Source organism: Pseudomonas sp. BGI-2, from assembly GCF_004310295.1.
Taxonomy (GTDB): Bacteria; Pseudomonadota; Gammaproteobacteria; order Pseudomonadales; family Pseudomonadaceae; genus Aquipseudomonas.
This window is the reverse complement of record NZ_SISB01000010.1, coordinates 17,834-41,775: the sequence shown is the minus strand read 5'-3', so window position 1 is coordinate 41,775 and position 23,942 is coordinate 17,834. Positions and strand designations below refer to the sequence as shown.

Below are 23,942 nucleotides of genomic sequence, written 5' to 3'. Positions count from 1 at the left end.
CAAACCGCAACATGAAGCGGCAAAGGCGCGATTGTCCGCGAAGCAACGGGAACAGGTCACGCACTAATTTGCTGATAACATGAACGTCCGAGCGTAAAACAACCGAGACCGTGATGAGCCAACCCTGGAGCCCTGACAGCTGGCGCGCCCTGCCGATCCAGCAACAACCCCACTACCCCGACGCGGCGCATTTGCTGCAGGTCGAGCAAACCCTGGCGAGCTATCCGCCCCTGGTGTTTGCCGGTGAGGCCCGGGAGTTGCGCCGTCAGTTTGCCCAGGTCACCCAGGGCCGCGCGTTTCTGTTGCAAGGGGGCGACTGCGCCGAAAGCTTCGCCGAGTTCTCCGCCGCAAAAATTCGCGACACCTTTAAAGTCTTGCTGCAAATGGCAATCGTCATGACCTTCGCCGCAGGCTGCCCGGTGGTCAAGGTCGGGCGCATGGCCGGCCAGTTCGCCAAGCCTCGCTCGGCCAACGATGAAACCATCGATGGCGTGACCCTGCCCGCCTACCGTGGGGACATCGTCAACGGTATCGGCTTCGACGAAAAAAGCCGCGTGCCGGACCCGGAACGTCTGCTGCAGTCCTATCACCAGTCCACCGCCACCCTGAACCTGCTGCGTGCTTTCGCCCAAGGCGGTTTTGCCGACCTGCATCAGGTGCACAAGTGGAACCTGGATTTCATCGCCAACTCGGCACTGGCCGAGAAATACAGCCACCTGGCCGATCGCATCGATGAAACCCTGGCCTTCATGCGCGCCTGCGGCATGGACACTTCGCCACAACTGCGCGAAACCAGTTTCTTCACCGCCCACGAAGCGTTGCTGCTCAATTACGAAGAAGCCTTCGTGCGCCGCGACAGCCTGACCAACGATTACTACGATTGCTCGGCGCACATGCTGTGGATCGGCGACCGCACCCGTCAGCTCGACGGCGCTCACGTCGAATTCCTGCGCGGCGTGAATAACCCGATCGGGGTCAAGGTCGGCCCGAGCATGAACCCCGAAGACCTGATTCGCCTGATCGACGTGCTCAACCCGGACAACGACCCGGGCCGCTTGAACCTGATTGCGCGGATGGGTGCGAACAAAGTCGGCGATCACTTGCCGGCGTTGATCCGCGCAGTGCAGCGTGAAGGCAAGCAGGTGCTCTGGAGTTCGGACCCGATGCACGGCAACACCATCAAGGCCAGCAGCGGTTACAAGACCCGCGACTTCGCGCAGATCCTCGGTGAGGTGAAGCAGTTCTTCCAGGTTCACGAAGCGGAAGGCAGTTACGCTGGCGGTATCCACATCGAGATGACCGGGCAGAACGTGACCGAATGCATTGGTGGCGCGCGGCCGATTACTGAAGACGGGTTGTCGGATCGATATCACACCCATTGCGACCCGCGGATGAATGCTGATCAGTCGCTGGAATTGGCGTTTCTAATTGCCGAGACGTTGAAGCAAGTCCGCCGTTAAATCGCGTTAAGCCCTTCGCGGGCAAGCCTCGCTCCTACAGGATCTTTGTCGCTCATAAAAACTGTAGGAGCGAGGCTTGCCCGCGAAGGCGTCAGGTTAATCACCACCGATCTGTGCCAATGCCACCCGCAACCGCGCCGCACTCGCCCGCGGGCAGTTCAACTGAACCTGCCCCAGCCCCAGCCAATTGGCCATCTGCCGCAGGTTGACCGCCAACGCCAGCATCCCCGCCTCGTCCAGACCCGGTTCCTCTTCATGCACGGCGTGCACCGCCAACCGGCCCAACGCTCGCTCGGCGCGCAGATCAACTCGTGCAGCAATCCGTTCATTGTGCAAAAACGGCAGCACGTAATAGCCGTAGACCCGCTTGTCCTGCGGCGTGTAGATCTCCAGTCGGTAACGGAAATCGAACAGCCGCTCGGTGCGGCTGCGCTCCCAGATCAACGAATCAAACGGGGATAGCAAGGCACTGGCCTCGACCTTGCGCGGCACTTTCGGCTCGGGCAAGCAATAGGCCGGTTGCCGCCAGCTCTGAACCTCGCAGGCCAGCAACTCACCCGCCTCTACCAGCTCCGCAAGACGCGGCCGACTGTCTGCCGGACTCAGGCGAAAATAATCACGCAGATCCTTTTCCGTGCCGACACCCAATGCCGTCGCGGCATGCAGCAACAGCCCGCGCTGGGCCTCGGCCTCATTGAGCAAAGGTTGTTGCAGAACCGCTGAAGGAATTACCCGTTCCGGCAGATCGTAAAGCCGTTCGAATCCACGGCGGCCGGCGACCGTCACTTCACCGGCGGCGAACAACCATTCCAGCGCATGTTTTTCAGCGCTCCAGTCCCACCATGGCCCTGCCCGTTCCTGACGGGTCGACAAGCTTCCGGCCCCCAGTGCGCCGAGTTCCTGAACCGAGGCCAGCACCCGGCGAATCGTGTCCTGCTGCTCGCGACCAAAACGCGCCAGTTGCTGATAGATGTCTTCGCCGCGAGTCGCACGCAGCATGCGCCAACGCATCAAGGGGTACATCGACATGGGGAGTAACGAAGCTTCATGGCCCCAGTATTCGAACAACGTGCGTCGTCGGCCCTGACTCCAGGCAGCCTGATCGAGCAAATCGGAGGAGTAATTGCCGAGGCGGGAAAACAAGGGAAGGTAGTGCGAACGCACCAACGCATTGACCGAATCGATCTGCAGAATGCCCAGCCGTTCGATCAGCCGGTTGAGCTGAACCGGTTTGATCGCCGCTGGCGGTTGCCGCCCGTTGAACCCTTGGGCGGCCAGCGCCAGACGTCGAGCCTGTTTGAGGGTAAAGGACACTGTTGCGGGCATGAGCATCTCCTTGTCTGCTCGCAACCTACCTCACCATAGAGGGGTTTGTGTAGCAATGGCCTCATCATTTATGCATCGGATCGTCCCAGAACGGCCTGACCGATTCATGTTCCACATCGGCACGACTTACGCCGATGTCTTTCAGTGCTTCGTCGCTCAAGCTTGCCAGCAACTCACGTTCACGGTGAAGTTCGTACCAGCGACTAAACTTGTGCAGCAGATCGGATACCGCGTGGATTGAGAATTTTTCTTCCGCTATATGTTCGTTATGACCTTTCATCTTGTTGCCCTCCTTTAGGGATGGCTCAAGTCTCGCCTCAGAGCTAAGATCAATCCAACGAATGTTTCTGATGGTAACCATCTCGGAGATTGATGGATGTCGGCGTACCCAAGTATCGATACTGATGTGCTGCGCACCTTCGTCGCCATTGCCGACCAGGGCGGGTTTACCCGTGCCGGTGAAATGGTCAATCGCACGCAGTCAGCGGTGAGCATGCAGATGAAGCGTCTGGAAGAAGACGTGTTGCAGCGCCAGCTGTTCGAGCGTGATGGACGCCAGGTCAAGTTGACCGCCGAAGGCCAGGTATTGCTGGGTTACGCGCGTCGCATCCTCAAACTCCACAGCGAAGTCTTCAATACACTGCGCGAGCCGCACATGGTCGGCACCGTGCGCATCGGCACGCCCGATGATTACGTCATGCGTTTCCTGCCGGGGATCCTGTCGCGCTTCGCCAAGTTCTACCCGCTGATCCAGATCGAGGTTCATTGCGAATCAACCAAGCAACTGTTGCAGCGCCAGGACCTGGACTTGTCCATCGTCACACGTGAACCCGGCACTGAAATCGGTCAGTTGCTGCGCAAGGAGCGCTTCGTCTGGGCCGAAGCACAATGCTACAGCGCCCACGAGCAGACGCCGTTGCCACTGGCGATGTTCAACAGTGACTGTTTCTGCCGGCTGTGGGCATGCAATGCGCTGGACGCCATGGGTCGCGATTACCGCATTGCCTACAACAGTTCGAGCCTGTCGGCGCTGATGGCCGTGGTCAGTGCAGGCCTCGCGGTGACCGCGCAACTGGAAAGTCTGATCACACCGGACATGCGCATCCTCGGCGCCGCCGAAGACCTGCCGCTATTGCCGGAAGCCAGCATCATGCTGGTGCGCAACCTGCACAACCCGTCACCGATTACCGAGTGCCTGGCCGAGCACATCGTCGAAGGCTTCAAACTTTAAACGCGAGCATCACCGCACACAGCACCAGGAAACCGCAGAACAACCCGCGCAATAGCCGCTCCGGCATGGCGTGGGCAATCTTCACGCCCCAGCTGATGCTCATCAATCCGCCGACGGCCAACGGCAACCCGATCATCCAGTCCACCTGATGATGCACCGCGTAAGTCACCAGCGTGACACCGGTGCTGGGCAGCGCCAGCGCCAGGGATAAACCCTGGGCCACGACCTGGGTGGTGCCGAACACGCTGGTCAACACCGGCGTCGCCACCACCGCACCGCCAACCCCAAACAGCCCGCCCATGGTGCCGGATGCCGCACCGAGTACACCCAACCACGGCCAGGAATAACGCATTTGTGCAGAAACAGGAGCGTTAGCGGTGAACATGCGCACAAGGTTGTAGGCCGACAGGGCAATCAGGAATGCGACAAACCCTACGCGCATGGTTTGCGCGTCGATGCCTACTGCCCAGATCGAGCCAATCCAGGCGAAACAGAAACCCATCGCGGCCAATGGCAGGGCATGGCGCATTTCGATGCGGATGCGCTGGTGATAACGCCACAGCGCCAGCATCACATTGGGCACCACCATGACCAGCGCCGTACCTTGGGCAATTTGCTGATCGAGACCGAACAGCACACCGAGCAACGGAATCGCGATCAATCCACCGCCAATGCCGAATATCCCGCCGAGCGTTCCCAGGGCTGCGCCAAAGGCCAGATACATCACGAACTCAATCACAGGCGATTTTCCTTTTGTCAGGCCATTCATCCTACGCAGTCGAGGCTGGCGGGGAAACGCACAGCAACGCACAATGGTTGTGCCAACTTCGCACAAGCACCGACAAATCATGAACCCCAATCAATTGACCGATCAGCTCGGCCTGTTCCTTGATGTGCTGGAAACCGGGAGCTTTTCCGCCGCGTCCCGTCGGCATCCGCTGACACCTTCGGCCGTGGCGCGGCGTATCGACAGCCTCGAGAATGCGGTCGGCAGCCAACTGTTCATTCGCAGCACCCACGCGGTGCGCGCGACTCCCGCCGGCCTGGCGTTTGCCGAACGGGCGCGAAGGATCGTGGCGGAATTGCGCCTGGCCCGCGCCGAAGCGGTGTCCTTGAGCAGCGCGCCGGAAGGCTTGATCCGGATTGATGCACCAGCGGCGTTCGGCCGACGCCATCTGGCGCCGGTGATTGCCGACTTCCTGATGCTCTACCCCGGCCTAGACGTGCAATTGCATTTGATCGACAGTTTCGTCGACATGCAGGGGCTGAACCTCGGCAAGGTCGATCTGGTGCTGCGCGCTGGGCAAATGGCCGACACCCGGCTGGTGGCCACGCCGCTGGCGAGTATGGTGCGTATTGCCTGCGCCAGCCCTGAGTACCTGAAACGTCGCGGCGTCCCGACCGAGCCGGAACAATTGTTCGAACACGACGGCCTCGACTGGGATGGCCTGGCCCCACCCTTCGCCTGGCGCTTTGAGCGTGACGGCCACATGCACCTGCATCGCCCTGCGCGAATCCGCATGAGTGCCAACAATGCCGAGGCGCTGGTCTGCGGTGCGCTGGCCGGATTGGGCATCGCGCATTTGCCGACCTGGCTGGCCAGCGAATACCTGTTACGCGGCGAGCTGCTGCCACTGTTTTGCGATAAAGGCCTGCCGCCCACGGAGACCACCGGCATCTATGCGCTGCGCCTGTCGCAACAACCCAATTCCCGCAGCCGTTTGTTGCTGGAATACCTGAAAACCCGCTTCAGCCCCATTCCGCCGTGGGATCTGGCCCTGCAAAACACGCTGGTCCATCACTAGCCGAGAATTATCTGGCGCATTAAAGATTCGCCCACTAGATTCATCAAGATCACTGATCAAGGCTTTGAAATGAACACCGACCGCGACACCCCGGATAACTGCGATGACCTGCTGCTGGACAATCAGGCTTGCTTCGCCCTGCATTCCACCTCGCTGCTGATGACCAAGGTGTACAAGCCGCTGCTGCAAGCGCTGGGCCTGACCTATCCGCAGTATCTGGCGATGATGGTGCTGTGGGAGCGGGATGGTTTGACTGTAGGCGAAATCAGCACGCGACTGCTGACAGACCCCGGCTCACTGACACCTTTGCTCAAACGGCTGGAGGTCGAAGGACTGCTCAGTCGTACCCGTAGCCGTGAAGATGAACGGGTGGTGATTGTCGAGCTGACCGAACAGGGTCGTGCCTTGCGGGACAAGGCGCGGGGCGTGCCGCAGTGCATCCTCGGCGCCAGCGGCATGACACTTGAACGATTGCAGAAACTGCAAGCGGAGCTGCAAGTGTTGCGCAGCAACCTGCAAGACAGCCTCTAATCCTCAAACCACTAAAACCCCTGTGGGAGCGGGCTTGCTCGCGAAAGCGGTGCTTCATTCGACATTAGTGTTGACTGACACACTGCTTTCGCGAGCAAGCCCGCTCCCACATTTGCTTTGCAGTGTCCCTGCCGACCTGGCCAACTTAAAAAAGTTTTTCCGCTGAAAATCCTGCCGCGACCGCTCTAACTCAACACATCCAACCAACGCCCATGCTTAAACCAAAACTTTTTCTAAAATTTATCTTGCGCACTAAATATTAGCGCGATACATTCATTTCGCACTTACTTAGCGCGCAAACATTTAGCGCAAAACACCAAAATCCAAACGAGGCTCACACCATGCAAACTCTCTACACCGCAATCGCAACCTCCACTGGCGGCCGTGACGGTCGTGCGGTTTCCAGTGACAACATCCTCGACGTCAAACTCGCTACCCCGAAAGAACTCGGTGGTGCCGGCGGTGCTGCGACCAACCCTGAGCAACTGTTCGCCGCCGGCTACTCGGCCTGCTTCATCGGCGCGCTGAAATTCGTCGCCAGCCAGACCAAGCGCAGCATCCCGAACGACGCGTCGATCACTGCCCATGTCGGCATCGGCCAGATCCCTGGCGGTTTCGGCCTGGATATCGACTTGCACATCATCCTGCCGGGTCTTGAACAAGCCGACGCGCAAAGCCTGGTCGAGGCTGCCCACCAGGTCTGCCCGTACTCGAACGCTACCCGTGGCAACGTCGATGTGCGCCTGCACGTTACCGTCTAACCGCTGACCACCAAGTCCGAACAGGAAATGAACATGAACACTTTCAGCAAAGTCTTGACCGGTACCCTTCTCGCTTTGTCCATCAGCAACGCGTTTGCAAGCGATGGGGTTGAACACAACACCCAGGCCTTCCTCGACGTTCTGAATGCGGGCACCGGCAAACCGATGGAACAACTCACTCCCAAGGAAGCCCGCGCGGTGCTGGTGGGTGCGCAAGCCTCGGTGAAACTGACACTGCCAAAAGCCGATGTCAGCGAGAAAACCATTCAAGTCGACGGCCAACCGCTCAGCCTGACCATCGTCCGGCCGGCCGGGGTGAAAGGCGAGCTGCCGGTGTTCATGTTCTTCCACGGCGGTGGCTGGGTGCTGGGGGACTACCCGACCCACGAACGCCTGGTTCGCGACTTGGTGACGGGGTCGGGAGCGGCGGCGGTGTTCGTCAATTACACCCCGTCGCCGGAAGCGCATTACCCGGTTGCGATCAACCAGGCTTACGCTGCAACCAAATGGGTGGCCGAGCACGGTAAAGAGATCAACGTCGACGGCAAACGTCTGGCCGTGGCCGGCAACAGTGTCGGTGGCAACATGGCGGCCGTGGTTGCGCTGATGGCCAAGGACAGGGGCACCCCGGCGATCAAGTTCCAGGTGCTGCTGTGGCCAGTGACGGATGCCAGCTTCGAAACCGCGTCCTACAACCAGTTTGCCGAGGGGCACTTCCTCACCAGAAACATGATGAAGTGGTTCTGGGACAACTACACCACGGACGCCAAACAGCGTAACGAGATCTACGCCTCACCGCTGCGGGCAACCACCGCGCAACTGAAGGGCTTGCCTCCTGCGCTGGTGCAGACGGCCGGTGCCGACGTGTTGCGCGATGAAGGCGAAGCCTATGCCCGTAAACTCGACGAGGCGGGTGTGCCGGTCACGTCGGTTCGCTACAACGGCCTGATTCACGATTATGGTTTGCTGAATGTGGTGAGCCAGGTGCCGGCGGTGCGTTCGGCGATGCTACAAGCCTCCGAAGAACTGAAGCAACACCTGAAATAACGACACCTTGTAGGAGCGAGGCTTGCCCGCGAAGGCGTTGTGTCAGTCGACATTAATGCTGAATGACAAACCGCCTTCGCGGGCAAGCCTCGCTCCTACGGAAGACTGCGTGTTTCTGACAGGCACAAAAAAGCCCGACTCAATGGTCGGGCTTTTTCATTCCTGAAGCTGTGCTTATTTAGCACGGCCTTTGTAGGAACCGCCTTCGCGGGTGTCGATTTCGATGCGGTCACCGATTTCGATGAAGTCAGCAACTTGCAGCTCAGTGCCGTTGCTCAGCTTGGCAGGCTTCATCACCTTGCCGGAAGTGTCGCCGCGAGCCGAACCTTCGGTGTAGTCAACTACGCGCACGATGGTGGTCGGCAGTTCTACGGAAACCAGACGCTCTTCGAAGAAGATCGCTTCACAAACATCGGTCATGCCTTCTTCAACGAAAGGCAGAACGGCTTCGATGTCTTCAGCGTTCAGCTCGTACATGGTGTAGTCGGTGGTGTCCATGAACGTGTAGGTGTCGCCGCTGATGAAGGACAGGGTCGCTTCTTTGCGGTCGAGGATTACGTCGTCCAGTTTGTCGTCGGCGCTGTAAACGATCTCGGTCTTGTAACCGGTCAGCAGGTTTTTCAGCTTGGTCTTCATGATCGCGCTGTTACGACCGGATTTGGTGAATTCAGCTTTCTGAACCAGCCAAGGATCGTTTTCGAGACGGATCACGGTACCGGGTTTCAGTTCTTTACCAGTTTTCATTGCGAATATCCGAATTTGGATGGGATTTACAAAAATCTAGGCCGCGTATCATATCCAATTTACATAAAACTGTACCAGCGCTGCGGCAAGATCGGCCTGCAAGGCCTGTTCCAGACACCACTTCTCGGCGTGTTTTTGCAGCTCCGGCCAGTGTTTACGGGTTGCCAGCCAGTGGTCAGACATATTTTGACCTGCATTCCACGCACGCCAAAGACCGCTGATCGCCTCGCTGGCAGGCTCGGACAGGCCTTTGGTGTATAGAGTCAGGAAGGCGTCGAGCTTGTCCAGGTGGATGTCTTCGTCCTGCTGATAAATGTGCCAGAGCAGCGGCCGCCCTGCCCATTGCGCGCGAATGAAGGAATCTTCGCCGCGCACGGCGTTGAAATCGCAGCACCAAAGCAGGTGGTCGTATTGATCCTGTCGGACGAACGGCAGCACTTGCACGGTCAACTCGCCGCGCACGTGCACCGCACCGGCCGCCAGCTGATCGACACCGAGCCAGCGTTCGACATCCCCAAGAATCCGCCCTTCGGGCACCAGCAGATATGTGGGTATCGAATCAGCGGCCATCACCTCCAGCCAACTGGCCAATCCGGCATTTTCGTAGGCAAACAACGAAATCAGCTGTGCGTTCGGTGCGCGATCAATCCCCAGGCCTTGCAGGAATTCTCTCTGCGCCTCGGGGTTCTGCTGAAACTGCCGGCGACGTTCAAGCAATCCGCTTTCACGCAGCAAGCCACCCGTGCCTTTCTGAAACCCCGGAAAGAAGAAGTACTTCTGCACGCTCTTGTACTTTACCGACGGCAAACCGTGACAGCCGATCACCCAGTCTTCGGCGCTCAGGTAGTCAAGGTTCATCCACAGTGGCGGCTTTTCCCGCGAGGCCATGGCCTCCATGTAGGCGCTCGGCAACTGGCAGGCGAACGCGGCAATCACTACATCGGCGGCTTCAGTGGGTTGCCATTCGGTCGGCCACTGACGCACCTCGACACCCTGCTGCCATTGCTGCGCGGCGCTGATGTCGATGTCAGGGCAGATGCGTTCGAAGGCCCGCAGGTCATCGACCCACAAGCGCACCGCCACGGCATGTTCGGCCACCAGCTGTCGGGCCAGGCGCCAAGTCACACCGATGTCGCCAAAGTTGTCGACCACGGTGCAAAAAATATCCCAGCGCCAGCGGTTTTTCACTTCAGGCATTTCAGGCATTCCAGGCTCCCGTTGGCAAAGGCGCCGATTGTCCGCATAAATTACCTCGCGCAGAAGAGCCGACGGCGATTAATCTTCGTGCGACAATCGCCATTCGCCCGCGACCACCCGCCAGGAGGCAGCCATGCCCTACCGTCCCAACCCGCGCCGTCCGTTGCCGATTCAGCTCAATGCGCTGCAGTTGACCGGCAGCATTGCACTCGGTCTGTGGCTTGGATTCCTCGCGATCGCGCTGACCTGCTGGCTCGCCTCGCGCCTGCTGTTCAGCGAGCAACTCGCGCCCGTCGCCGCCGCTGTAGAGCAACTGGCCAAGCCGCCGGTGGTGGTGCAACCGGTGCCGGACATCCCGCCGCAGAGCCCGCTGTTCGAACAGTACGAAGATAACCTGCGCAAGAACGAGCAGCAGCAACGAATGGATCAGGCCCGCAGCACCCGCCGCAATCTGTCCAATCCGAAATGCCAGTTCTGGCTGCAACAGGACGCGACCGCGCCGAGCGAAAAAAGCCGCGCCAACGTCCTGCAATTCTGCGACTGACCATGAAGCTCTCTATGCACAAGCCAGCCGTCCACCAATTGATTATCGACAAGCTTCGGATCGATCTCGACATCGCCGAGCGTGCCGCGCAAACCGCTTACGAAACCGCGACCCACGAAGAAAACATCGCCGAAAACAAGTACGACACACTGGGCCTGGAAGCGTCTTATCTGGCGGCTGGACAAGCCAGACGTGTGGAAGAAATCCGTCATTCACTCACGCTTTGCCAGAACCTGACCTTGCGTCCTTATGACGAACAACGCGGAATCGAAGTCGGCGCCCTGCTCGGTCTGGAAGACGAAAAGGGTCGTGAGCAATGGCTGTTTTTGGCCCCGGACGCGGCAGGATTGAAAGTCGATATGGTGGGGCAAATGATCACCGTCATCACCCCTCGTTCACCGCTGGGCAAAAGCCTGCTGGGCAAGTTCGAAGGGGACGAGGTGGAGATTCTGGTGGCGGGTGCTCGGCAACAGTTTGCTGTTACCGAGGTGGTCTAAAGGAGATTAATGAACTGGCAGTTCGACGCCGTCGAACAGCTCTTCCAGTTCCTGCTTGTTGTGGCACTGAATGGCCTTGGCCATGACTTCGCGGGTCAGGTGCGGGGCGAACTTCTCGATGAAGTCGCACATGAAGCCACGCAGGAAGGTGCCACGGCGGAAACCGATTTTGGTGATGCTGGATTCGAACAAGTCGCTGGCATCAAGCATGACCAGGTCGCTGTCGAGTTTGGCGTCGACGGCCATTTTCGCCACGATGCCTACGCCCAGACCCAGGCGAACATAAGTCTTGATCACGTCAGCGTCGGCGGCGGTGAACACCACTTTCGGCGTCAGGCCACGATGGCTGAAGGCTTCATCGAGCTTCGAACGGCCGGTGAAACCGAACACGTACGTCACGATCGGGTATTCGGCCAGGGCTTCCAGGGTCAGCTTCGACAGCTTGGTCAGCGGGTGGCCCTGAGGCACGACCACGCAGCGGTTCCAGCGGTAGCAGGGCATCATCACCAGGTCGCCGAACAGTTCCAGCGCTTCGGTAGCAATGGCGAAATCGACGGTGCCGTCAGCGGCCATTTCGGCGATTTGCATTGGCGAACCCTGGTGCATGTGCAGCGCAACGTCCGGGTACTGCTTGATGAAATTGCTGATCACCGGCGGCAATGCATAACGGGCCTGAGTGTGCGTGGTGGCGATCGACAGGGTGCCTTTCTTCTCGTTGGAGAATTCCTGGGCGATCTGCTTGATGCTTTCAACCTTGCGCAGGATCTCGCCGGCGGTGGTGATGATGCGCTCGCCGGCCGGGGTGACGCGGGTCAGGTGCTTGCCGCTGCGAGCAAAAACCTCGACGCCGAGTTCGTCTTCCAGCAGACGGATTTGCTTACTGATACCCGGTTGCGAGGTGTACAAGCTTTGGGCTGTAGCGGAAACGTTGAGGTCGTGGTGCGCCACTTCCCAGATGTAGCGCAGTTGTTGAAGCTTCATATGAATCCCTCAAAGCAGGTAGACGCCACGGGCATCAGCGACGGTATATAACTATATTAATGGTTTGAAGAATAAATCTAGAACTTTTTTGTCAAACTGCCACTATTCATGTTCTGGTGTCCTGCGAGGCAGGACACTACCGATCGCCTTGGCGACGACGTTCCACCAGCGGCACCAGATAGACTGGGACCCGTGCCAACTGCAACACCCGCGCTGCGGTCCGGCCCAAAGGCGTTTCCGCGCCAGCACCATGGCTATGACTACCTACGATCAACAAATCCACAGAGAGTTTCTGCGCCTGGTCGAGAATCACCTGCGACGGGTCACCCTGCAGCACCCGCACCGCTTGAATCCGCTCCAGGTCCTGCTCCCCTTCATCCCCCAACTCTTCACGAAAGCTGTCGAGCACCCGCTGCTCGATACTGGCAATCACCTTACTCAGGCCCTGACTGTGAAACTCGCTCAAGGCCTGCTCATCGAGGTAACTCTGCAGCACGGATTCAGCAAACAACCCCATGGGCTCAACCGCGTGCACCACATACAAATCGGCATTGAATGTCCGCGCCAACGCCAGGGCATGCTGCATCACCAACGGTGCATACAGGCCGAGGTCAGTGGCATACAGCATCGAACGAATCATATGACCTCCTCGCGTGCCAACATGGCGGAGATTTGATTCAGCTTAGCAGTGCCTTGGCGAGTACGACGCTCGGCGTAACGCGTTGAACGGCGGGCTTAAACTTTTTGTTCGTTGCTTATGCCGTGAGGCACGTGACCGGTGGCGACCACTTCCCGTGCCAACTCGCAATGGCCGGCCTGATCGTCAAAAAACACGTCGGCGGCAAACGCTTCGAGAAATGCCGATTTGGTCAGCCCGCCAAGAAACAGCGACTCGTCCAGACGAATGTCCCATTCGCGCAACGTACGAATCACCCGTTCATGGGCCGGCGCCGACCGAGCCGTCACCAGGGCGGTGCGGATCGGGCAGGCATCATCGGGAAACTCGCGTTGCAACAAATTGAGCGCGGCGAGAAAGCCTTTGAACGGCCCACCGCGCAAGGGCTCTCGGGCCGATTCCCGTTCGCGGGCCTGAAACGCTTCCAGACCACCGGACTGATAGATCCGCTCCGATTCGTCGGAAAACAGCACCGCATCACCGTCGAAGGCGATGCGCAGTTCATCACTGGCCGCACGGCTGGCACCGCCCGACAGAATGGTCGCTGCGGCGAACCCGGCATCCAGCGCGCTGCGCACGTCTTCGGCATGGGTGGAGAGAAACAGGTCGCAACCAAAGGCCTTGAGGTACGGATAAGGGCTGCGTCCGCCAACAAACGCCGCACGGGAAATCGCCAGGCCGTAATGATCAATCGAGTTGAACACCCTCAGGCCGGTGTCGGCGCTGTTGCGCGACACCAGGATCACCTCGACCCGGGCCCGACCGAGGCTGGCGTTCAGATTGAGGAGTTTTTCCACCAACGGAAACGCATCACCGGGTTCGAGGATTTCGTCTTCGTGTTCAATCTGATATTGCCGGTAGGCCTCGACGCCGCTCGACAGATAGACCTTGTGACTTTCGCTCAGGTCGAACAGTGCCCGCGACGAAATCGCCAGCACCAGTTTGTCGTCGATAGTCTTTGCCATGCCCTTCCCCCTCAGATTGATCGACTCACGTGTTGCGTCGATCGATAAAACTCAAGCTGCGATACAAGGCTTCGATTCGCGGCAATTCGCACCCCGCCGCCTTGGCCGCCGCCAGAGGTCGCGCGTAAATTGCCTGCAATTCCAGCGGTCGTTTGTGCAGGAAATCGTGGTACATGCTCGGCCAATAGTCGGGCATTTTCTCAGTCACCTTGAACAAATGGTCGGCATACCCGGCCGGTATATCGTGACCACAGGCGACTGCCCCCTGAACCACTTCGGCCATCAGCGCCTGGATCAGTTCCCGGCTGTCGGCATCGGCCATCAACGGCGTGGTGCTGGCCCCAAGCAGAACCGACAGACCGTTGTAAGGGATATTCCAGACCAGTTTTTGCCAGCGTGCCTGGTGCAGGTTCGGCATGGCCTGGGAGTCGATGCCGGCGCTGCGGAACAGCCCGGCGCCCTCCTCGACAATCGTCATTCGCGCCTGCTCATCGGCTGCGGGACCGCTGTGGTAGCCGACATTCACCGCACCGAGCGCTTGATGAGTGATGACGCCAGGCCCTGCGCGATGGACGCAGATAAAACACAACCCGCCAAGCAAGTGCAGCGAATCGGGAAGCAACTCGCGCAAGCTGTCTTCGACGTCCAGGCCATTTTGCAACAGCAGGACGTTGGCATTCGGTGCAGCAGCTTGAATGATGGCTGGCGCCAGGTCTGCGTTGCTGGTGGTTTTTGCGCCGACCAGCAACCAGTCGCAGGCCGGCATGTCTTCAGCGCACGAATAGGCCTGGACCGGATTCAATGTCAGTGCGCCATGGGCCGCACTGTCGACTTGCAACCCGTGTTCGGCGACGGCTGCAAACTCACTGCGTAACAAGAAGTGCACATCGAAACCGGCACGCGCCAGCATCACCCCGTAGAACCCGCCGATTGCGCCGGTTCCGATAATACCGATTGTCGGTTTGGCAACTGCCCCCATCATGGCAACTCCTCTGCATATCGACTGAGCGCCTGGCGCACGGCTTCATTAAGCCCGGCGCTGGTCAGGCACGACTGTACTGGCCCGAAGAACTCGCCGTCGCGCACCAAAAACAGCGCCGGCAAATGAAAAACCTGATAACGCTCGACCACCCCGCCATTGCCCCCGGCATCGATCCAGCACAGCCGCTCGATTGCAAGATCAAGTCTTGGCAATTGCTCACGGGCAAAACGGCAACTGGTGCAGCCCACGCTGGTGAAAATCACCAGCGACACACCGCTCATCTCCAGCAGCCGTTGGTCGGTGTCGAAATCAGTCAGTTCCAATTCGACCACTATACTGGGGGAACAATGTCAAATGGCCGACACATGGAGTCTGTGCTCATGGGACGTTTTCTTCCTCACCCTGACGATGTGCCCGTCGAATTAACGTTGCTCAAGCATGAGTGCATTTCGCGGCAACGGCTGCACACTATCAGCCTCGGCGGCATGGCTTGCAATTACCACCGCGCCTGGCGCCACGGTACGGCGCTGGAAGTGCGCATGCCAACCCTGAATCCCGATTTGCGCTATCTGGGCTATGTGGCCTGGTGCCTGCGACGCAAGCGCGGCTATCTGGTGGGCATTGCCTTCGTCGACGAACAGATGCTGTTCAGCGCGCGAATGGGCGAGCAGGTTTGCCAGATCGAACGTTATTGCCGCCTGCGTGACGCACACGAAGACCTGCAGGATATTCAGGCCCTGGCCCTCGACTGGGTCCAGGAGCATGCCGACGAGTTCTCTAACGACACGGTTCGCAAGGCATTTGCACAGCCTGCGCTGGGTTAGGCGGCGTTCTCAATTAGTGAGAATGCCCCCGAAACCGCTGTCTGCCCATTGTCGAGCAGGCGCGTAACGCGCTAAGGTTCGGCTCCCCGACGCGCTTAATTTGCTGTGCTCCGCCGCGCGGGTTCGCTGGCGGCCGGCACCCGTGACCTGACGAGTAAACGATGGCTGATTTACCGATCAACGACCTAAACGTCGCCTCCAACGAGACCCTGATCACTCCCGATCAGCTCAAGCGTGATATCCCTCTGAGCGACGCTGCCCTGCGCACCGTCACCAAGGGTCGCGAAGTCATTCGCAACATTCTTGATGGCACCGACCACCGCCTGTTCGTCGTGATCGGGCCTTGCTCGATCCACGACATCAAGGCTGCCCACGAATACGCCGAGCGCCTGAAGGTACTCGCAGCGGAAGTGTCCGATACCCTGTATCTGGTCATGCGTGTGTATTTCGAGAAGCCACGCACCACCGTCGGCTGGAAAGGCTTGATCAACGACCCGTACCTGGATGACTCCTTCAAGATTCAGGACGGTCTGCACATCGGTCGTCAGTTGCTGCTGGACCTGGCCGAGATGGGCCTGCCTACCGCCACTGAAGCCCTTGACCCGATCTCCCCGCAATACTTGCAGGACCTGATCAGTTGGTCCGCCATCGGCGCGCGCACCACCGAATCCCAGACTCACCGCGAAATGGCTTCCGGCCTGTCTTCGGCTGTCGGCTTCAAGAACGGCACCGATGGCGGCCTGACGGTTGCGATCAACGCCCTGCAGTCGGTTTCCAGCCCGCACCGCTTCCTGGGTATCAACCAGGAAGGTGGCGTGTCGATCGTCACCACCAAGGGCAACGCCTACGGTCACGTCGTACTGCGCGGCGGCAATGGCAAGCCGAACTATGATTCGGTCAGCGTCGCGCTCTGCGAGCAAGCGCTGAACAAGGCGAAAATCAAACCGAACATCATGGTCGATTGCAGCCACGCCAACTCCAACAAAGACCCGGCCCTGCAACCGCTGGTGATGGAAAACGTCGCCAACCAGATCCTCGAAGGCAACCAGTCGATCATCGGCCTGATGGTCGAAAGTCACCTGAACTGGGGCTGCCAGGCCATTCCGAAAGACCTCGCCGACCTGCAATACGGCGTGTCGATCACCGATGCCTGCATCGATTGGACCGCGACTGAAAACACCTTGCGCAGCATGCACGCCAAGCTCACGGATGTGCTGCCGAAACGCGCTCGCACCTGATCACTTTTCGCCGCACACAAAAACGCCGGGCTAAACCCGGCGTTTTTTGTGTTCGTATTTTGAGGTTACTGGCTCAGCTTGGCGGCATGCCGCTGGTGACGCTCCATGTAGCGCTCCACGTAGGAACACGAAGGAATGACGGTGTAGCCCATTTCCTCGGCGTACTCCAGCGCCTTCTCGGTCAAGGCTGCCGCGATGCCGCGACCACGCAACGCGTTGGGCACGAAGGTGCGATAGATATCCAGGGTCTGTTTCCCCAGATCCATATAAGTCAGGTAGGCACGATGACCGTCCACACTGGTCTCGAACTGATGACCAGCCTGGTCATGGTGGATGGACAACGCCTCGCTCATCACTACTCCTCGCGGGTCTTGAATTCTGACCCCTACCTTACCGATGTTTTTCCGGCGAAGGAACATCTACGCCACCCCGTGCCTGAATGGACACCGAGAAGAGCTGCACCGATCTCGCACAACCTGGCACGTATCAAATAGTAGGCACCATTGGCAGAAATGCTCAAGGTACGCTCGTCATCGCGCGCAGGTGGCGGGTGCTGCTCCGGGTTACGCAGGGACGGCTCGACCGAAGATATCCGCGGGTCGATAGCCTGATCATTGCCGGATGTTGAGACTTAAGACGAACGCGCGCTTTTAAAGTCACCATCAAGATGGTTAAAGATTATGAGAGCCACGGCGCAAAATCCGAACAAAAGTATGGACGAATCCATGTAGACAGACTTTAGCCAAGATTGAGAAAAACAGCGCTGAGTGCACGGAACTTTTTTCGCCGGCTCGCTCAGCTCGGGCCTCCCAGCTGGATATTTTTTAAACAATGCAGTTAAAAGTTGCTCGAAAAAGAATCAACGCCTACAATTTTTTTTGCTTCTTGCTACACGTCAGTTTACTTACTAGAAGTAATGGGTAGTATGTACGCCGGCTATTTCCTCACTCTGAGGAGACAGCTACTTAATAGAAAGTCCTTGAAGGGGAACACGATGAACAACGTTCTGAAATTCTCTGCTCTGGCTCTGGCCGCAGTTCTGGCTACCGGTTGCAGCAGCGTATCGAAAGAAACCGAAGCACGTCTGACTGCTACTGAAGACGCAGCAGCTCGCTCCCAGGCTCGTGCAGACGAAGCTTACCGTAAAGCTGATGAAGCTCTGGCTGCTGCTCAAAAAGCACAACAGACTGCTGACGAAGCTAACGAGCGTGCTCTGCGCATGCTGGACAAAGCTAGCCGCAAGTAATAATCCTTCGGGATTGTTATCAAGCCGACCCATTTATGGGTCGGCTTTTTTATTGCCTGATGTTTCCTCTCGGCAACAAAAAACCCGCCGACGCGGCCTGCGTCGGCGGGTTCTTTTCAAGGGTTACTGCAGCGGGTCGATCGGCGCACTCGTCACCATCGGTGCCGAGGAGTTCGGCACTCCGATCTCCACCGGCAGGCCATCTTCCGCGGCAACCACGTCGCGGACCACATCCCAATTCATGCGCAGGTTATTGGTGATGTCCTCACGCTTGAGCATCGCGTTGATCACCGCGGTGTGTTTGTCGACCACAGAAGGGTTGCCCTTGTCGTCCAGCGGTGTGTGCGCTTCCAGATAGACCTTGCCACCACTGACGCCGAATTTGTACGGATCGCTGAGAATGCGTACCGACGTACCGACCGGCACCATGCCCGCCATTTCCAGCACGTTGTTGTTGAACATGCGGAAGCAGCCGTGGCTGGTGCGCATGCCGATGCCGAACTTCTTGTTCGAACCGTGGATCAGGTAGCCCGGCGTGCCCAGGGTGAACTTGAACGGCCCTAGCGGGTTATCCGGGCCTGCCGGCACGACGTTCGGCAGCGGATCGCCATCAGCGGCGTGCTCGGCCTTGATCGACGCTGGAGGAGTCCAGGTCGGGTTCGGCGTCTTGGCGATGATGCTGGTATGGGCAATCGGCGAGCCCCAGCCTTCACGACCGATACCCAGCGGGAAGGTGTAGACCACGTTCCGGCCTTTCGGGAAGTAGTAAAGGCGGTATTCAGCCAGGTTGATGACGATGCCTTCACGCGGGCCCGGCGGCAGGATAAAGCGCGTCGGCAGGACGATCTCGGTACCAGCGCCCGGCAACCACGGATCCACGCCCGGGTTGGCCGCGACCATTTCCGTGTAGCCCAGATCGTAGGTGGTGCCAAGGTCGGCGAAGGTGTCTTCGTACTTGGCCTTGATCACTTGCACCTGACCGATGATGTCTTCACCGGGTGGTGGCAGGGGCAGCTCCAATGCGGCTACGGGGCCCGCCACACAAAGGGCGGCAAGAGACAGGCAGCGGGTGACGGCAGGAAAACGCGGCAACATCCGGAAAATCCTTCGCATGATCGACAAGGGTATAAAAACGCGATTGTACACCGGAGTCTGGAATTTCGGGGAGTTGGCCGATAGCAAGCTATCTTTGATGCTCTATAGCTCGAACCGCAACTCTGGCCAGATCGGCGAGGTGCCGCGTTTTTGCGATTCCAGGATGGCCCGGCACAGCGAACACAGGCGCTGGTCCTGGAACACCCGGCGGTCGACACTCGACCAGCGCGGTTGCGCGGGCAGCAGACTGCCGCACAAGGTTCGATCGGCCGAGCCGCCCAGCTCCAGCTGACGAGTCACCAGATGCACCCGCACTTCCTGGCAGGCGAACAGATCCAGCTGTTCGTCAGGCTCGATCAGTTGGTAGGCAAAAAGGGACCAGGCAGGACGTGGCATCGGGGGCTCCAAATCGGGGGCGCCACCTTAGCCGAAACACCGCCGCTAGAAAAGCGTCAAAGCAGCGGTTTCAGTGTCGGCCAGACATTTTCCAGCAACTTGTCCTGAGCCCCGACAGCCGGGTGCAAGCCGTCGGCTTGCATCAAGTCCGGATGACCGCCCACGCCGTCGAGAAAAAACGGCACCAACGGGATCTTTTTCTCGTTGGCCAGCGTGCTGTAGACCTTCGCAAAGGCCTCGGTATAACGAACGCCGTAGTTGGGTGGCAATTGCATGCCGAGCAGCAGCACCTTGGCGCCACTGGCGCGGGAGCTGTCGATCATCGCCGCAAGGTTTTGTTGCAATTGCGTTGGCAGCAATCCGCGCAGGCCATCGTTGCCGCCCAACTCGAGGATTACCAACTCAGGCTTATGCTCTGCAAGCAGCGCGGGCAGGCGCGCCTGGCCTCCGGCGCTGGTGTCGCCGCTGATGGAGGCGTTCACCACCTTATCGTCGAAACCTTCGCGCTTGAGCCGTTGTTCAAGCAACGAGACCCACCCCAAGCGGGTATCCAGGCCGAAACCGGCGCTGATACTATCGCCAACGATCAGGACAGTACCCGCCGCTGCGTTCTGGGCCATGCACATCAAGGCCAGGCCAGCACTCAAAAACCACACTCGCATCGGATTCTCCATGGGCGCAAGCATTCTCACCGCGAAGAACCTCAGCAAAGTGGTTCCCAGCGCGGAAGGTGAACTGACTATCCTGCACGAACTCAGCCTGGAACTGAACAAGGGCGACAGCCTGGCGATTGTCGGCGCCTCCGGTTCCGGTAAATCCACCCTCCTGGGCCTGCTCGCCGGCCTCGATCTGCCGAGCAGCGGCGACGTCACCCTCGCAGGGCAAGCCCTGAGCAACCTCGACGAAGACCAGCGCGCGCGCATCCGGGCCGAGCATGTCGGTTTTGTGTTCCAGTCCTTTCAGCTGCTCGACAGCCTCAACGCCCTGGAAAACGTCATGCTGCCGCTGGAACTTGATGGCCGCAAAGACGCCCGTGAACGTGCCACTCAATTGCTCCAGCGCGTTGGCCTGGGCCAGCGCCTGACTCACTCACCGCGCCAGCTCTCCGGTGGCGAGCAGCAGCGCGTGGCGATTGCCCGGGCGTTTGCCGCCGAACCCGATGTGCTGTTCGCCGACGAACCCACCGGCAACCTCGACAGCCATACCGGCGAGCGCATCAGTGACCTGTTGTTTGAACTCAATCAGGAACGCGGCACGACCCTGGTGCTGGTGACCCACGACGAACGTCTGGCACATCGCTGCCGGCGCCTGATCCGCCTTGAAGCCGGCCTGCTGGTCGCCCCTCTGGAGCCTTGATGGCACGCCTGCCGCTGTTGCGCCTGTTCAGTCTTGCCATCCGCCAACTCCTGCGCGACGCCCGTGCCGGCGAACTGCGTGTGCTGTTTTTTGCCCTGGTGGTCGCCGTCGCGGCGAGCACCGCCATCGGTTACTTCGGTGCCCGCCTGAACGGCGCCATGATGCTGCGCGCCACCGAGTTTCTCGGCGCCGACCTGCTGCTTGAAGGCAGCTCTCCCGCGCGGCCCGAACAGATCAAAAGCGGCACGGAGCTGGGACTCGAACACGCTCAAGTGGTGGAGTTCTCCAGTGTCATCGCCACCGACAACGGCATTCAGCTGTCCAGCATCAAAGCAGCCGACGAAGTGTATCCGCTGCGTGGCGAACTGAAGAGCGCCCCGGCCCCTTTCGCCCCGGAGGAGTCCGGTGGCGGACCGAAACCCGGCGAAGCCTGGGTCGAAGCGCGGCTGTTGACCGCGCTCGATTTGAAGATCGGCGACAGCATCGATGTCGGCCTGCGCTCCCTGAAACTGGCGCGAGTCCTGACCTACGAACCGGACCGTGCCGGCAATTTCTACAGCCTCACGCCACGCGTGCTGATCAACCTCAGCGACCTCGCCGCGACCGGCGTGGTGCAACCCGGCAGTCGGGTCAGTTACCGCGAACTCTGGCGCGGCAAAGCCGAAGCGCTGGAAACCTATCGTCAACTGATCAAACCCGGCCTGGCCGCCAACCAGCGCATACAGGATGCACGCGACGGCAACCGGCAGATTGGCGGTGCGCTGGGCAAGGCCGAGCGTTACTTGAACATGGCCAGTCTGGTGGCGGTTCTACTGTCCGGCGTGGCCGTGGCGCTGTCGGCGACGCGCTTCGCCACCCGCCGCTTCGATGCCAGTGCCTTGTTGCGCTGCCTGGGCTTGTCGCGCCGGGAAACCATGGTGCTGTTCAGTTTGCAGCTGACGGTACTCGGCCTGCTCGCCAGCCTCGGTGGCGCCCTCCTCGGCTGGCTCGCACAGCTTGGATTGTTCGCTTTGCTGCATGATTTGTTGCCGACCGATGTGCCACCGGGAGGGTTGTTTCCAGCCATTGCCGGGATCGGCACCGGGCTGGTGGCATTAGCCGGTTTTGCCCTGCCGCCACTGGCTGCACTCGGTCGAGTACCACCGTTACGGGTTCTGCGTCGGGACATGCTGCCGATTCCTTCCAGCACCTGGATGGTCTACGGCGCCGCCTTGGGCGCCCTCGGCCTGATCATGTGGCGCCTGAGCCTCGATCTGGTATTGACCTTCGCCCTGCTCGGCGGCGGCGTGATTGCGGCGCTGATCCTCGGTGGCCTGCTGTTGCTCTTGCTCAAAAGCCTGCGTCGGATGCTGGCACGCGCTTCGTTGCCGTGGCGCCTTGGGCTGGGCCAACTGCTGCGTCATCCTCTCGCGGCAGCGGGACAAGCCCTGGCCTTCGGTCTGATCCTGTTGTCCATGGCGCTGATCGCATTGCTGCGCGGCGAGTTGCTGGATACCTGGCAAAACCAATTGCCGAAAAACGCGCCAAACTATTTCGCCCTGAACATCTTGCCCGCCGACAAACAGGCCTTCACCGATCGCCTGATCGAACTGTCAGCCCAATCGGCGCCACTGTACCCGGTAGTGCCCGGACGCTTGATCAGCATCAACGGCGAGCCGGTGCAGGAAATCGTCAGCAAGGATTCAGCGGGTGATCGGGCCATCCAGCGCGACCTGAGCCTGACCTGGGCGGCGGATCTGCCGACCGGCAACAAACTCACGGCGGGCAACTGGTGGAGCGAACAGCCACACGACGACGTTCCTGGCGTGTCGGTGGAAGGCAAGGTTGCCGAAAGCTTGAAGCTCAAGCTCGGCGATCACATGGTGTTTACCGTTGGCGGGGCCAATCGCGAAGCGAAAGTCACCAGCCTGCGGGAGATCAATTGGGACAACTTCCAACCGAACTTCTTCATGATCTTCCAGCCCGGCACGTTGAAGGATTTGCCGGCGACCTACCTGACCAGTTTCTATCTGGCGGCCGGTCACGATCAGCAGATTGTCGACCTGTCCCGGGCCTTCCCGGCGGTGACCATTCTGCAAGTCGAAGCCTTGCTGGAGCAGCTACGCAGCATCCTCGCCCAGGTCACCCTGGCGGTGGAATATGTGCTGCTGTTTGTATTGGCCGCGGGAATGGCGGTGTTGTTCTCGGGCTTGCAGGCGACCCTCGATGAGCGCATTCGCCAAGGCGCGCTGTTGCGCGCTCTGGGGGCCGAACGGCAGTTACTGGTCAAGGCACGGCGAATCGAGTTCGGTTTGCTCGGCGCGGTCAGCGGGCTGTTGGCGGCGCTGGGTTCGGAACTGGTGAGCCTGGTGCTTTACCGCTATGCCTTCGACCTGCCGTGGCATCCGCACCCGTGGCTGTTGGTGTTGCCGTTGATTGGCGCGGTGCTGATTGGCGGCGCCGGCGTGTTCGGTACCCGTCGCGCGTTGAACGCCAGCCCCCTGACAGTGTTGCGCGAGGGTTGATAGACTCAAGGCCTTTCCTTCACAAGAAGTTGCCATGAGCCGTTATCGCCCTCCCCGCACCGCTGGCACCGCGCTGATCACCCCCGAAGGTGAAGCGCGGATGCGGGCCGAGTTTCATGAGCTCTGGCATGTCCGTCGGCCTCAGGTGACGCAATCGGTCAGCGAGGCGGCGGCACAGGGTGATCGCTCGGAAAACGCCGAATACACCTACGGCAAAAAGATGCTGCGCGAGATCGACAGTCGCGTGCGCTTTCTCACCAAGCGGCTCGAAGCACTGAAGGTTGTCAGCGAGAAGCCCAGCGACCCGAACAAGGTCTACTTCGGCGCCTGGGTCACCATCGAAGATGAAGACGGCAAAGAGTCACGCTACCGCATCGTCGGGCCGGATGAGCTGGACTTGAAACTGGGCCTGATCAGCATCGACTCGCCGCTCGCCCGCGCCCTCATCGGCAAGGCGCTGGACGCCGAGGTTCGGGTCCAGACACCGACCGGTGAGCAGTGCGTGTACATCGTGGCGATCGAGTATCTCTAAAGCT

Annotated in this window: 28 protein-coding genes; 14 read left to right on the top strand and 14 right to left on the bottom strand. The window is 59.7% G+C overall.

Translation table 11 applies throughout. The features are described 5' to 3' along the window. Positions 1-113 precede the first annotated feature (113 nt). The gene (locus EYC95_RS09055; protein WP_131060045.1) at positions 114-1,460 is read left to right on the top strand and encodes a class II 3-deoxy-7-phosphoheptulonate synthase; all 1,347 of its coding nucleotides are present in this window, start codon (positions 114-116) and stop codon (positions 1,458-1,460) included. A gap of 96 nt (positions 1,461-1,556) precedes the next feature. Here the strand turns inward: EYC95_RS09055 and EYC95_RS09050 are convergent, their stop codons facing one another. Together EYC95_RS09050 and EYC95_RS09045 are read right to left on the bottom strand one after the other, a co-directional pair. Continuing rightward, positions 1,557-2,786 (bottom strand): winged helix-turn-helix domain-containing protein, encoded by a 1,230-nt coding sequence (locus EYC95_RS09050; protein ID WP_131060044.1) that lies wholly within the window; start codon positions 2,784-2,786, stop codon positions 1,557-1,559. A 64-nt stretch (positions 2,787-2,850) separates the two neighbouring features. Continuing rightward, on the bottom strand, positions 2,851-3,066 hold the full coding sequence (locus tag EYC95_RS09045; protein WP_131060043.1) for a DUF1127 domain-containing protein: 216 nt from the start codon (positions 3,064-3,066) through the stop codon (positions 2,851-2,853). Positions 3,067-3,162: 96 nt separating this feature from the next. Between EYC95_RS09045 and EYC95_RS09040 the strand changes: the two genes are divergently transcribed. Further along, positions 3,163-4,017 (top strand): LysR substrate-binding domain-containing protein, encoded by an 855-nt coding sequence (locus EYC95_RS09040; protein WP_131060042.1) that lies wholly within the window; start codon positions 3,163-3,165, stop codon positions 4,015-4,017. On the opposite strand, the gene EYC95_RS09035 is transcribed toward EYC95_RS09040, so the two are convergent. Then, positions 4,007-4,741: a sulfite exporter TauE/SafE family protein gene (locus tag EYC95_RS09035; RefSeq protein ID WP_371928413.1), complete on the bottom strand. Its 735-nt coding sequence runs from the start codon at positions 4,739-4,741 to the stop codon at positions 4,007-4,009. The two genes, EYC95_RS09040 and EYC95_RS09035, sit on opposite strands and share 11 nt — an antisense overlap. Positions 4,742-4,865: 124 nt before the next feature. Between EYC95_RS09035 and EYC95_RS09030 the strand changes: the two genes are divergently transcribed. The 4 genes from EYC95_RS09030 (at position 4,866) to EYC95_RS09015 (ending at position 8,161) form a co-directional block, all read left to right on the top strand. Further along, the gene (locus EYC95_RS09030) at positions 4,866-5,822 is read left to right on the top strand and encodes a LysR family transcriptional regulator (RefSeq protein WP_131060040.1); all 957 of its coding nucleotides are present in this window, start codon (positions 4,866-4,868) and stop codon (positions 5,820-5,822) included. Between the two features lie 69 nt (positions 5,823-5,891). Continuing rightward, positions 5,892-6,353, top strand: coding sequence for a MarR family winged helix-turn-helix transcriptional regulator (locus EYC95_RS09025; protein WP_131060039.1), 462 nt, complete (start codon positions 5,892-5,894; stop codon positions 6,351-6,353). Between the two features lie 341 nt (positions 6,354-6,694). After that, a complete protein-coding gene (locus tag EYC95_RS09020) occupies positions 6,695-7,114 on the top strand; it encodes an organic hydroperoxide resistance protein (RefSeq protein WP_131060038.1) in 420 nt (139 codons plus the stop codon). A 33-nt stretch (positions 7,115-7,147) separates the two neighbouring features. After that, positions 7,148-8,161: an alpha/beta hydrolase gene (locus EYC95_RS09015; RefSeq protein ID WP_131060037.1), complete on the top strand. Its 1,014-nt coding sequence runs from the start codon at positions 7,148-7,150 to the stop codon at positions 8,159-8,161. A gap of 174 nt (positions 8,162-8,335) precedes the next feature. On the opposite strand, the gene EYC95_RS09010 is transcribed toward EYC95_RS09015, so the two are convergent. Both EYC95_RS09010 and earP read right to left on the bottom strand, forming a co-directional pair. Further along, positions 8,336-8,905: an elongation factor P gene (locus EYC95_RS09010; protein ID WP_032626910.1), complete on the bottom strand. Its 570-nt coding sequence runs from the start codon at positions 8,903-8,905 to the stop codon at positions 8,336-8,338. Positions 8,906-8,953: 48 nt separating this feature from the next. Continuing rightward, the gene (gene earP, locus EYC95_RS09005; RefSeq protein WP_131060036.1) at positions 8,954-10,111 is read right to left on the bottom strand and encodes an elongation factor P maturation arginine rhamnosyltransferase EarP; all 1,158 of its coding nucleotides are present in this window, start codon (positions 10,109-10,111) and stop codon (positions 8,954-8,956) included. A gap of 124 nt (positions 10,112-10,235) precedes the next feature. Between earP and EYC95_RS09000 the strand changes: the two genes are divergently transcribed. Together EYC95_RS09000 and EYC95_RS08995 are read left to right on the top strand one after the other, a co-directional pair. Then, positions 10,236-10,646 carry a hypothetical protein gene (locus EYC95_RS09000; RefSeq protein WP_131060035.1) on the top strand — a complete coding sequence of 137 codons (411 nt, stop codon included), beginning with the start codon at positions 10,236-10,238 and terminating at the stop codon, positions 10,644-10,646. A gap of 14 nt (positions 10,647-10,660) precedes the next feature. Then, a complete protein-coding gene (locus EYC95_RS08995) occupies positions 10,661-11,143 on the top strand; it encodes a GreA/GreB family elongation factor (protein ID WP_131060034.1) in 483 nt (160 codons plus the stop codon). Positions 11,144-11,149: 6 nt separating this feature from the next. Here the strand turns inward: EYC95_RS08995 and cysB are convergent, their stop codons facing one another. From cysB to EYC95_RS08970, 5 genes are all read right to left on the bottom strand, one after another. Next, positions 11,150-12,124: an HTH-type transcriptional regulator CysB gene (cysB, locus tag EYC95_RS08990; RefSeq protein ID WP_008148549.1), complete on the bottom strand. Its 975-nt coding sequence runs from the start codon at positions 12,122-12,124 to the stop codon at positions 11,150-11,152. Between the two features lie 136 nt (positions 12,125-12,260). Then, complete coding sequence (locus EYC95_RS08985) at positions 12,261-12,764, bottom strand: universal stress protein (RefSeq protein ID WP_131060033.1); 504 nt, start codon at positions 12,762-12,764, stop codon at positions 12,261-12,263. Positions 12,765-12,859: 95 nt separating this feature from the next. Next, positions 12,860-13,765, bottom strand: coding sequence for a 5'-nucleotidase (locus tag EYC95_RS08980; protein ID WP_131060032.1), 906 nt, complete (start codon positions 13,763-13,765; stop codon positions 12,860-12,862). A 25-nt stretch (positions 13,766-13,790) separates the two neighbouring features. Next, positions 13,791-14,747 carry a putative 2-dehydropantoate 2-reductase gene (locus EYC95_RS08975; RefSeq protein ID WP_131060031.1) on the bottom strand — a complete coding sequence of 319 codons (957 nt, stop codon included), beginning with the start codon at positions 14,745-14,747 and terminating at the stop codon, positions 13,791-13,793. Beyond that, the gene (locus EYC95_RS08970) at positions 14,744-15,079 is read right to left on the bottom strand and encodes a thioredoxin (RefSeq protein WP_131060030.1); all 336 of its coding nucleotides are present in this window, start codon (positions 15,077-15,079) and stop codon (positions 14,744-14,746) included. Before EYC95_RS08970 ends, EYC95_RS08975 begins: the two co-directional genes overlap by 4 nt. Positions 15,080-15,127: 48 nt before the next feature. Between EYC95_RS08970 and EYC95_RS08965 the strand changes: the two genes are divergently transcribed. Both EYC95_RS08965 and EYC95_RS08960 read left to right on the top strand, forming a co-directional pair. Continuing rightward, positions 15,128-15,571: a PilZ domain-containing protein gene (locus EYC95_RS08965; RefSeq protein WP_131060029.1), complete on the top strand. Its 444-nt coding sequence runs from the start codon at positions 15,128-15,130 to the stop codon at positions 15,569-15,571. 161 nt (positions 15,572-15,732) lie between these two features. Next, positions 15,733-16,809 carry a 3-deoxy-7-phosphoheptulonate synthase gene (locus EYC95_RS08960; RefSeq protein ID WP_131060028.1) on the top strand — a complete coding sequence of 359 codons (1,077 nt, stop codon included), beginning with the start codon at positions 15,733-15,735 and terminating at the stop codon, positions 16,807-16,809. 65 nt (positions 16,810-16,874) lie between these two features. On the opposite strand, the gene EYC95_RS08955 is transcribed toward EYC95_RS08960, so the two are convergent. Next, on the bottom strand, positions 16,875-17,162 hold the full coding sequence (locus tag EYC95_RS08955; protein ID WP_010461341.1) for a GNAT family N-acetyltransferase: 288 nt from the start codon (positions 17,160-17,162) through the stop codon (positions 16,875-16,877). A 641-nt stretch (positions 17,163-17,803) separates the two neighbouring features. On the opposite strand from EYC95_RS08955, the gene oprI reads away from it, so the two are divergent. Beyond that, on the top strand, positions 17,804-18,055 hold the full coding sequence (gene oprI, locus EYC95_RS08950) for an outer membrane lipoprotei OprI (RefSeq protein WP_002553018.1): 252 nt from the start codon (positions 17,804-17,806) through the stop codon (positions 18,053-18,055). A gap of 123 nt (positions 18,056-18,178) precedes the next feature. Here oprI and EYC95_RS08945 read toward each other — a convergent pair whose 3' ends face one another. The 3 genes from EYC95_RS08945 to EYC95_RS08935 form a co-directional block, all read right to left on the bottom strand. Next, positions 18,179-19,150, bottom strand: coding sequence for a L,D-transpeptidase family protein (locus EYC95_RS08945; protein WP_131060027.1), 972 nt, complete (start codon positions 19,148-19,150; stop codon positions 18,179-18,181). 102 nt (positions 19,151-19,252) lie between these two features. After that, the gene (locus tag EYC95_RS08940; RefSeq protein WP_003226812.1) at positions 19,253-19,546 is read right to left on the bottom strand and encodes a hypothetical protein; all 294 of its coding nucleotides are present in this window, start codon (positions 19,544-19,546) and stop codon (positions 19,253-19,255) included. A 56-nt stretch (positions 19,547-19,602) separates the two neighbouring features. Continuing rightward, complete coding sequence (locus EYC95_RS08935; RefSeq protein WP_131060026.1) at positions 19,603-20,208, bottom strand: arylesterase; 606 nt, start codon at positions 20,206-20,208, stop codon at positions 19,603-19,605. Positions 20,209-20,218: 10 nt separating this feature from the next. Here EYC95_RS08935 and EYC95_RS08930 point away from each other — a divergent pair, with 10 nt between their 5' ends. The 3 genes from EYC95_RS08930 to greB are packed head-to-tail and all read left to right on the top strand — an operon-like array spanning position 20,219 to position 23,938. Next, a complete protein-coding gene (locus EYC95_RS08930; protein ID WP_131060025.1) occupies positions 20,219-20,902 on the top strand; it encodes an ABC transporter ATP-binding protein in 684 nt (227 codons plus the stop codon). Then, complete coding sequence (locus EYC95_RS08925; RefSeq protein WP_131060024.1) at positions 20,902-23,406, top strand: ABC transporter permease; 2,505 nt, start codon at positions 20,902-20,904, stop codon at positions 23,404-23,406. The genes EYC95_RS08930 and EYC95_RS08925 overlap by 1 nt, the downstream gene beginning before the upstream one ends. 34 nt (positions 23,407-23,440) lie before the next feature. After that, on the top strand, positions 23,441-23,938 hold the full coding sequence (greB, locus tag EYC95_RS08920; protein WP_033057207.1) for a transcription elongation factor GreB: 498 nt from the start codon (positions 23,441-23,443) through the stop codon (positions 23,936-23,938). Positions 23,939-23,942 lie beyond the last annotated feature (4 nt).

What these genes read in the sequence shown, in the direction of transcription:
- EYC95_RS09035 (WP_371928413.1), bottom strand. Translation starts at nt 4,741, where the DNA reads ATGTATCTGGCCTTTGGCGCAGCCCTGGGAACGCTCGGCGGGATATTC.
- EYC95_RS09030 (WP_131060040.1), top strand. Translation starts at nt 4,866, where the DNA reads ATGAACCCCAATCAATTGACCGATCAGCTCGGCCTGTTCCTTGATGTG.
- EYC95_RS09040 (WP_131060042.1), top strand. Translation starts at nt 3,163, where the DNA reads ATGTCGGCGTACCCAAGTATCGATACTGATGTGCTGCGCACCTTCGTC.
- EYC95_RS09010 (WP_032626910.1), bottom strand. Translation starts at nt 8,905, where the DNA reads ATGAAAACTGGTAAAGAACTGAAACCCGGTACCGTGATCCGTCTCGAA.
- EYC95_RS08965 (WP_131060029.1), top strand. Translation starts at nt 15,128, where the DNA reads ATGGGACGTTTTCTTCCTCACCCTGACGATGTGCCCGTCGAATTAACG.
- EYC95_RS08960 (WP_131060028.1), top strand. Translation starts at nt 15,733, where the DNA reads ATGGCTGATTTACCGATCAACGACCTAAACGTCGCCTCCAACGAGACC.
- greB (WP_033057207.1), top strand. Translation starts at nt 23,441, where the DNA reads ATGAGCCGTTATCGCCCTCCCCGCACCGCTGGCACCGCGCTGATCACC.
- EYC95_RS09020 (WP_131060038.1), top strand. Translation starts at nt 6,695, where the DNA reads ATGCAAACTCTCTACACCGCAATCGCAACCTCCACTGGCGGCCGTGAC.
- EYC95_RS09025 (WP_131060039.1), top strand. Translation starts at nt 5,892, where the DNA reads ATGAACACCGACCGCGACACCCCGGATAACTGCGATGACCTGCTGCTG.
- EYC95_RS08980 (WP_131060032.1), bottom strand. Translation starts at nt 13,765, where the DNA reads ATGGCAAAGACTATCGACGACAAACTGGTGCTGGCGATTTCGTCGCGG.
- EYC95_RS08975 (WP_131060031.1), bottom strand. Translation starts at nt 14,747, where the DNA reads ATGATGGGGGCAGTTGCCAAACCGACAATCGGTATTATCGGAACCGGC.
- EYC95_RS09055 (WP_131060045.1), top strand. Translation starts at nt 114, where the DNA reads ATGAGCCAACCCTGGAGCCCTGACAGCTGGCGCGCCCTGCCGATCCAG.
- cysB (WP_008148549.1), bottom strand. Translation starts at nt 12,124, where the DNA reads ATGAAGCTTCAACAACTGCGCTACATCTGGGAAGTGGCGCACCACGAC.
- EYC95_RS08955 (WP_010461341.1), bottom strand. Translation starts at nt 17,162, where the DNA reads ATGAGCGAGGCGTTGTCCATCCACCATGACCAGGCTGGTCATCAGTTC.
- EYC95_RS09000 (WP_131060035.1), top strand. Translation starts at nt 10,236, where the DNA reads ATGCCCTACCGTCCCAACCCGCGCCGTCCGTTGCCGATTCAGCTCAAT.
- EYC95_RS08930 (WP_131060025.1), top strand. Translation starts at nt 20,219, where the DNA reads ATGGGCGCAAGCATTCTCACCGCGAAGAACCTCAGCAAAGTGGTTCCC.
- EYC95_RS08925 (WP_131060024.1), top strand. Translation starts at nt 20,902, where the DNA reads ATGGCACGCCTGCCGCTGTTGCGCCTGTTCAGTCTTGCCATCCGCCAA.
- EYC95_RS09045 (WP_131060043.1), bottom strand. Translation starts at nt 3,066, where the DNA reads ATGAAAGGTCATAACGAACATATAGCGGAAGAAAAATTCTCAATCCAC.
- EYC95_RS08995 (WP_131060034.1), top strand. Translation starts at nt 10,661, where the DNA reads ATGCACAAGCCAGCCGTCCACCAATTGATTATCGACAAGCTTCGGATC.
- EYC95_RS08940 (WP_003226812.1), bottom strand. Translation starts at nt 19,546, where the DNA reads ATGCCACGTCCTGCCTGGTCCCTTTTTGCCTACCAACTGATCGAGCCT.
- oprI (WP_002553018.1), top strand. Translation starts at nt 17,804, where the DNA reads ATGAACAACGTTCTGAAATTCTCTGCTCTGGCTCTGGCCGCAGTTCTG.
- EYC95_RS08985 (WP_131060033.1), bottom strand. Translation starts at nt 12,764, where the DNA reads ATGATTCGTTCGATGCTGTATGCCACTGACCTCGGCCTGTATGCACCG.
- earP (WP_131060036.1), bottom strand. Translation starts at nt 10,111, where the DNA reads ATGCCTGAAATGCCTGAAGTGAAAAACCGCTGGCGCTGGGATATTTTT.
- EYC95_RS09050 (WP_131060044.1), bottom strand. Translation starts at nt 2,786, where the DNA reads ATGCCCGCAACAGTGTCCTTTACCCTCAAACAGGCTCGACGTCTGGCG.
- EYC95_RS08945 (WP_131060027.1), bottom strand. Translation starts at nt 19,150, where the DNA reads ATGTTGCCGCGTTTTCCTGCCGTCACCCGCTGCCTGTCTCTTGCCGCC.
- EYC95_RS09015 (WP_131060037.1), top strand. Translation starts at nt 7,148, where the DNA reads ATGAACACTTTCAGCAAAGTCTTGACCGGTACCCTTCTCGCTTTGTCC.
- EYC95_RS08935 (WP_131060026.1), bottom strand. Translation starts at nt 20,208, where the DNA reads ATGCGAGTGTGGTTTTTGAGTGCTGGCCTGGCCTTGATGTGCATGGCC.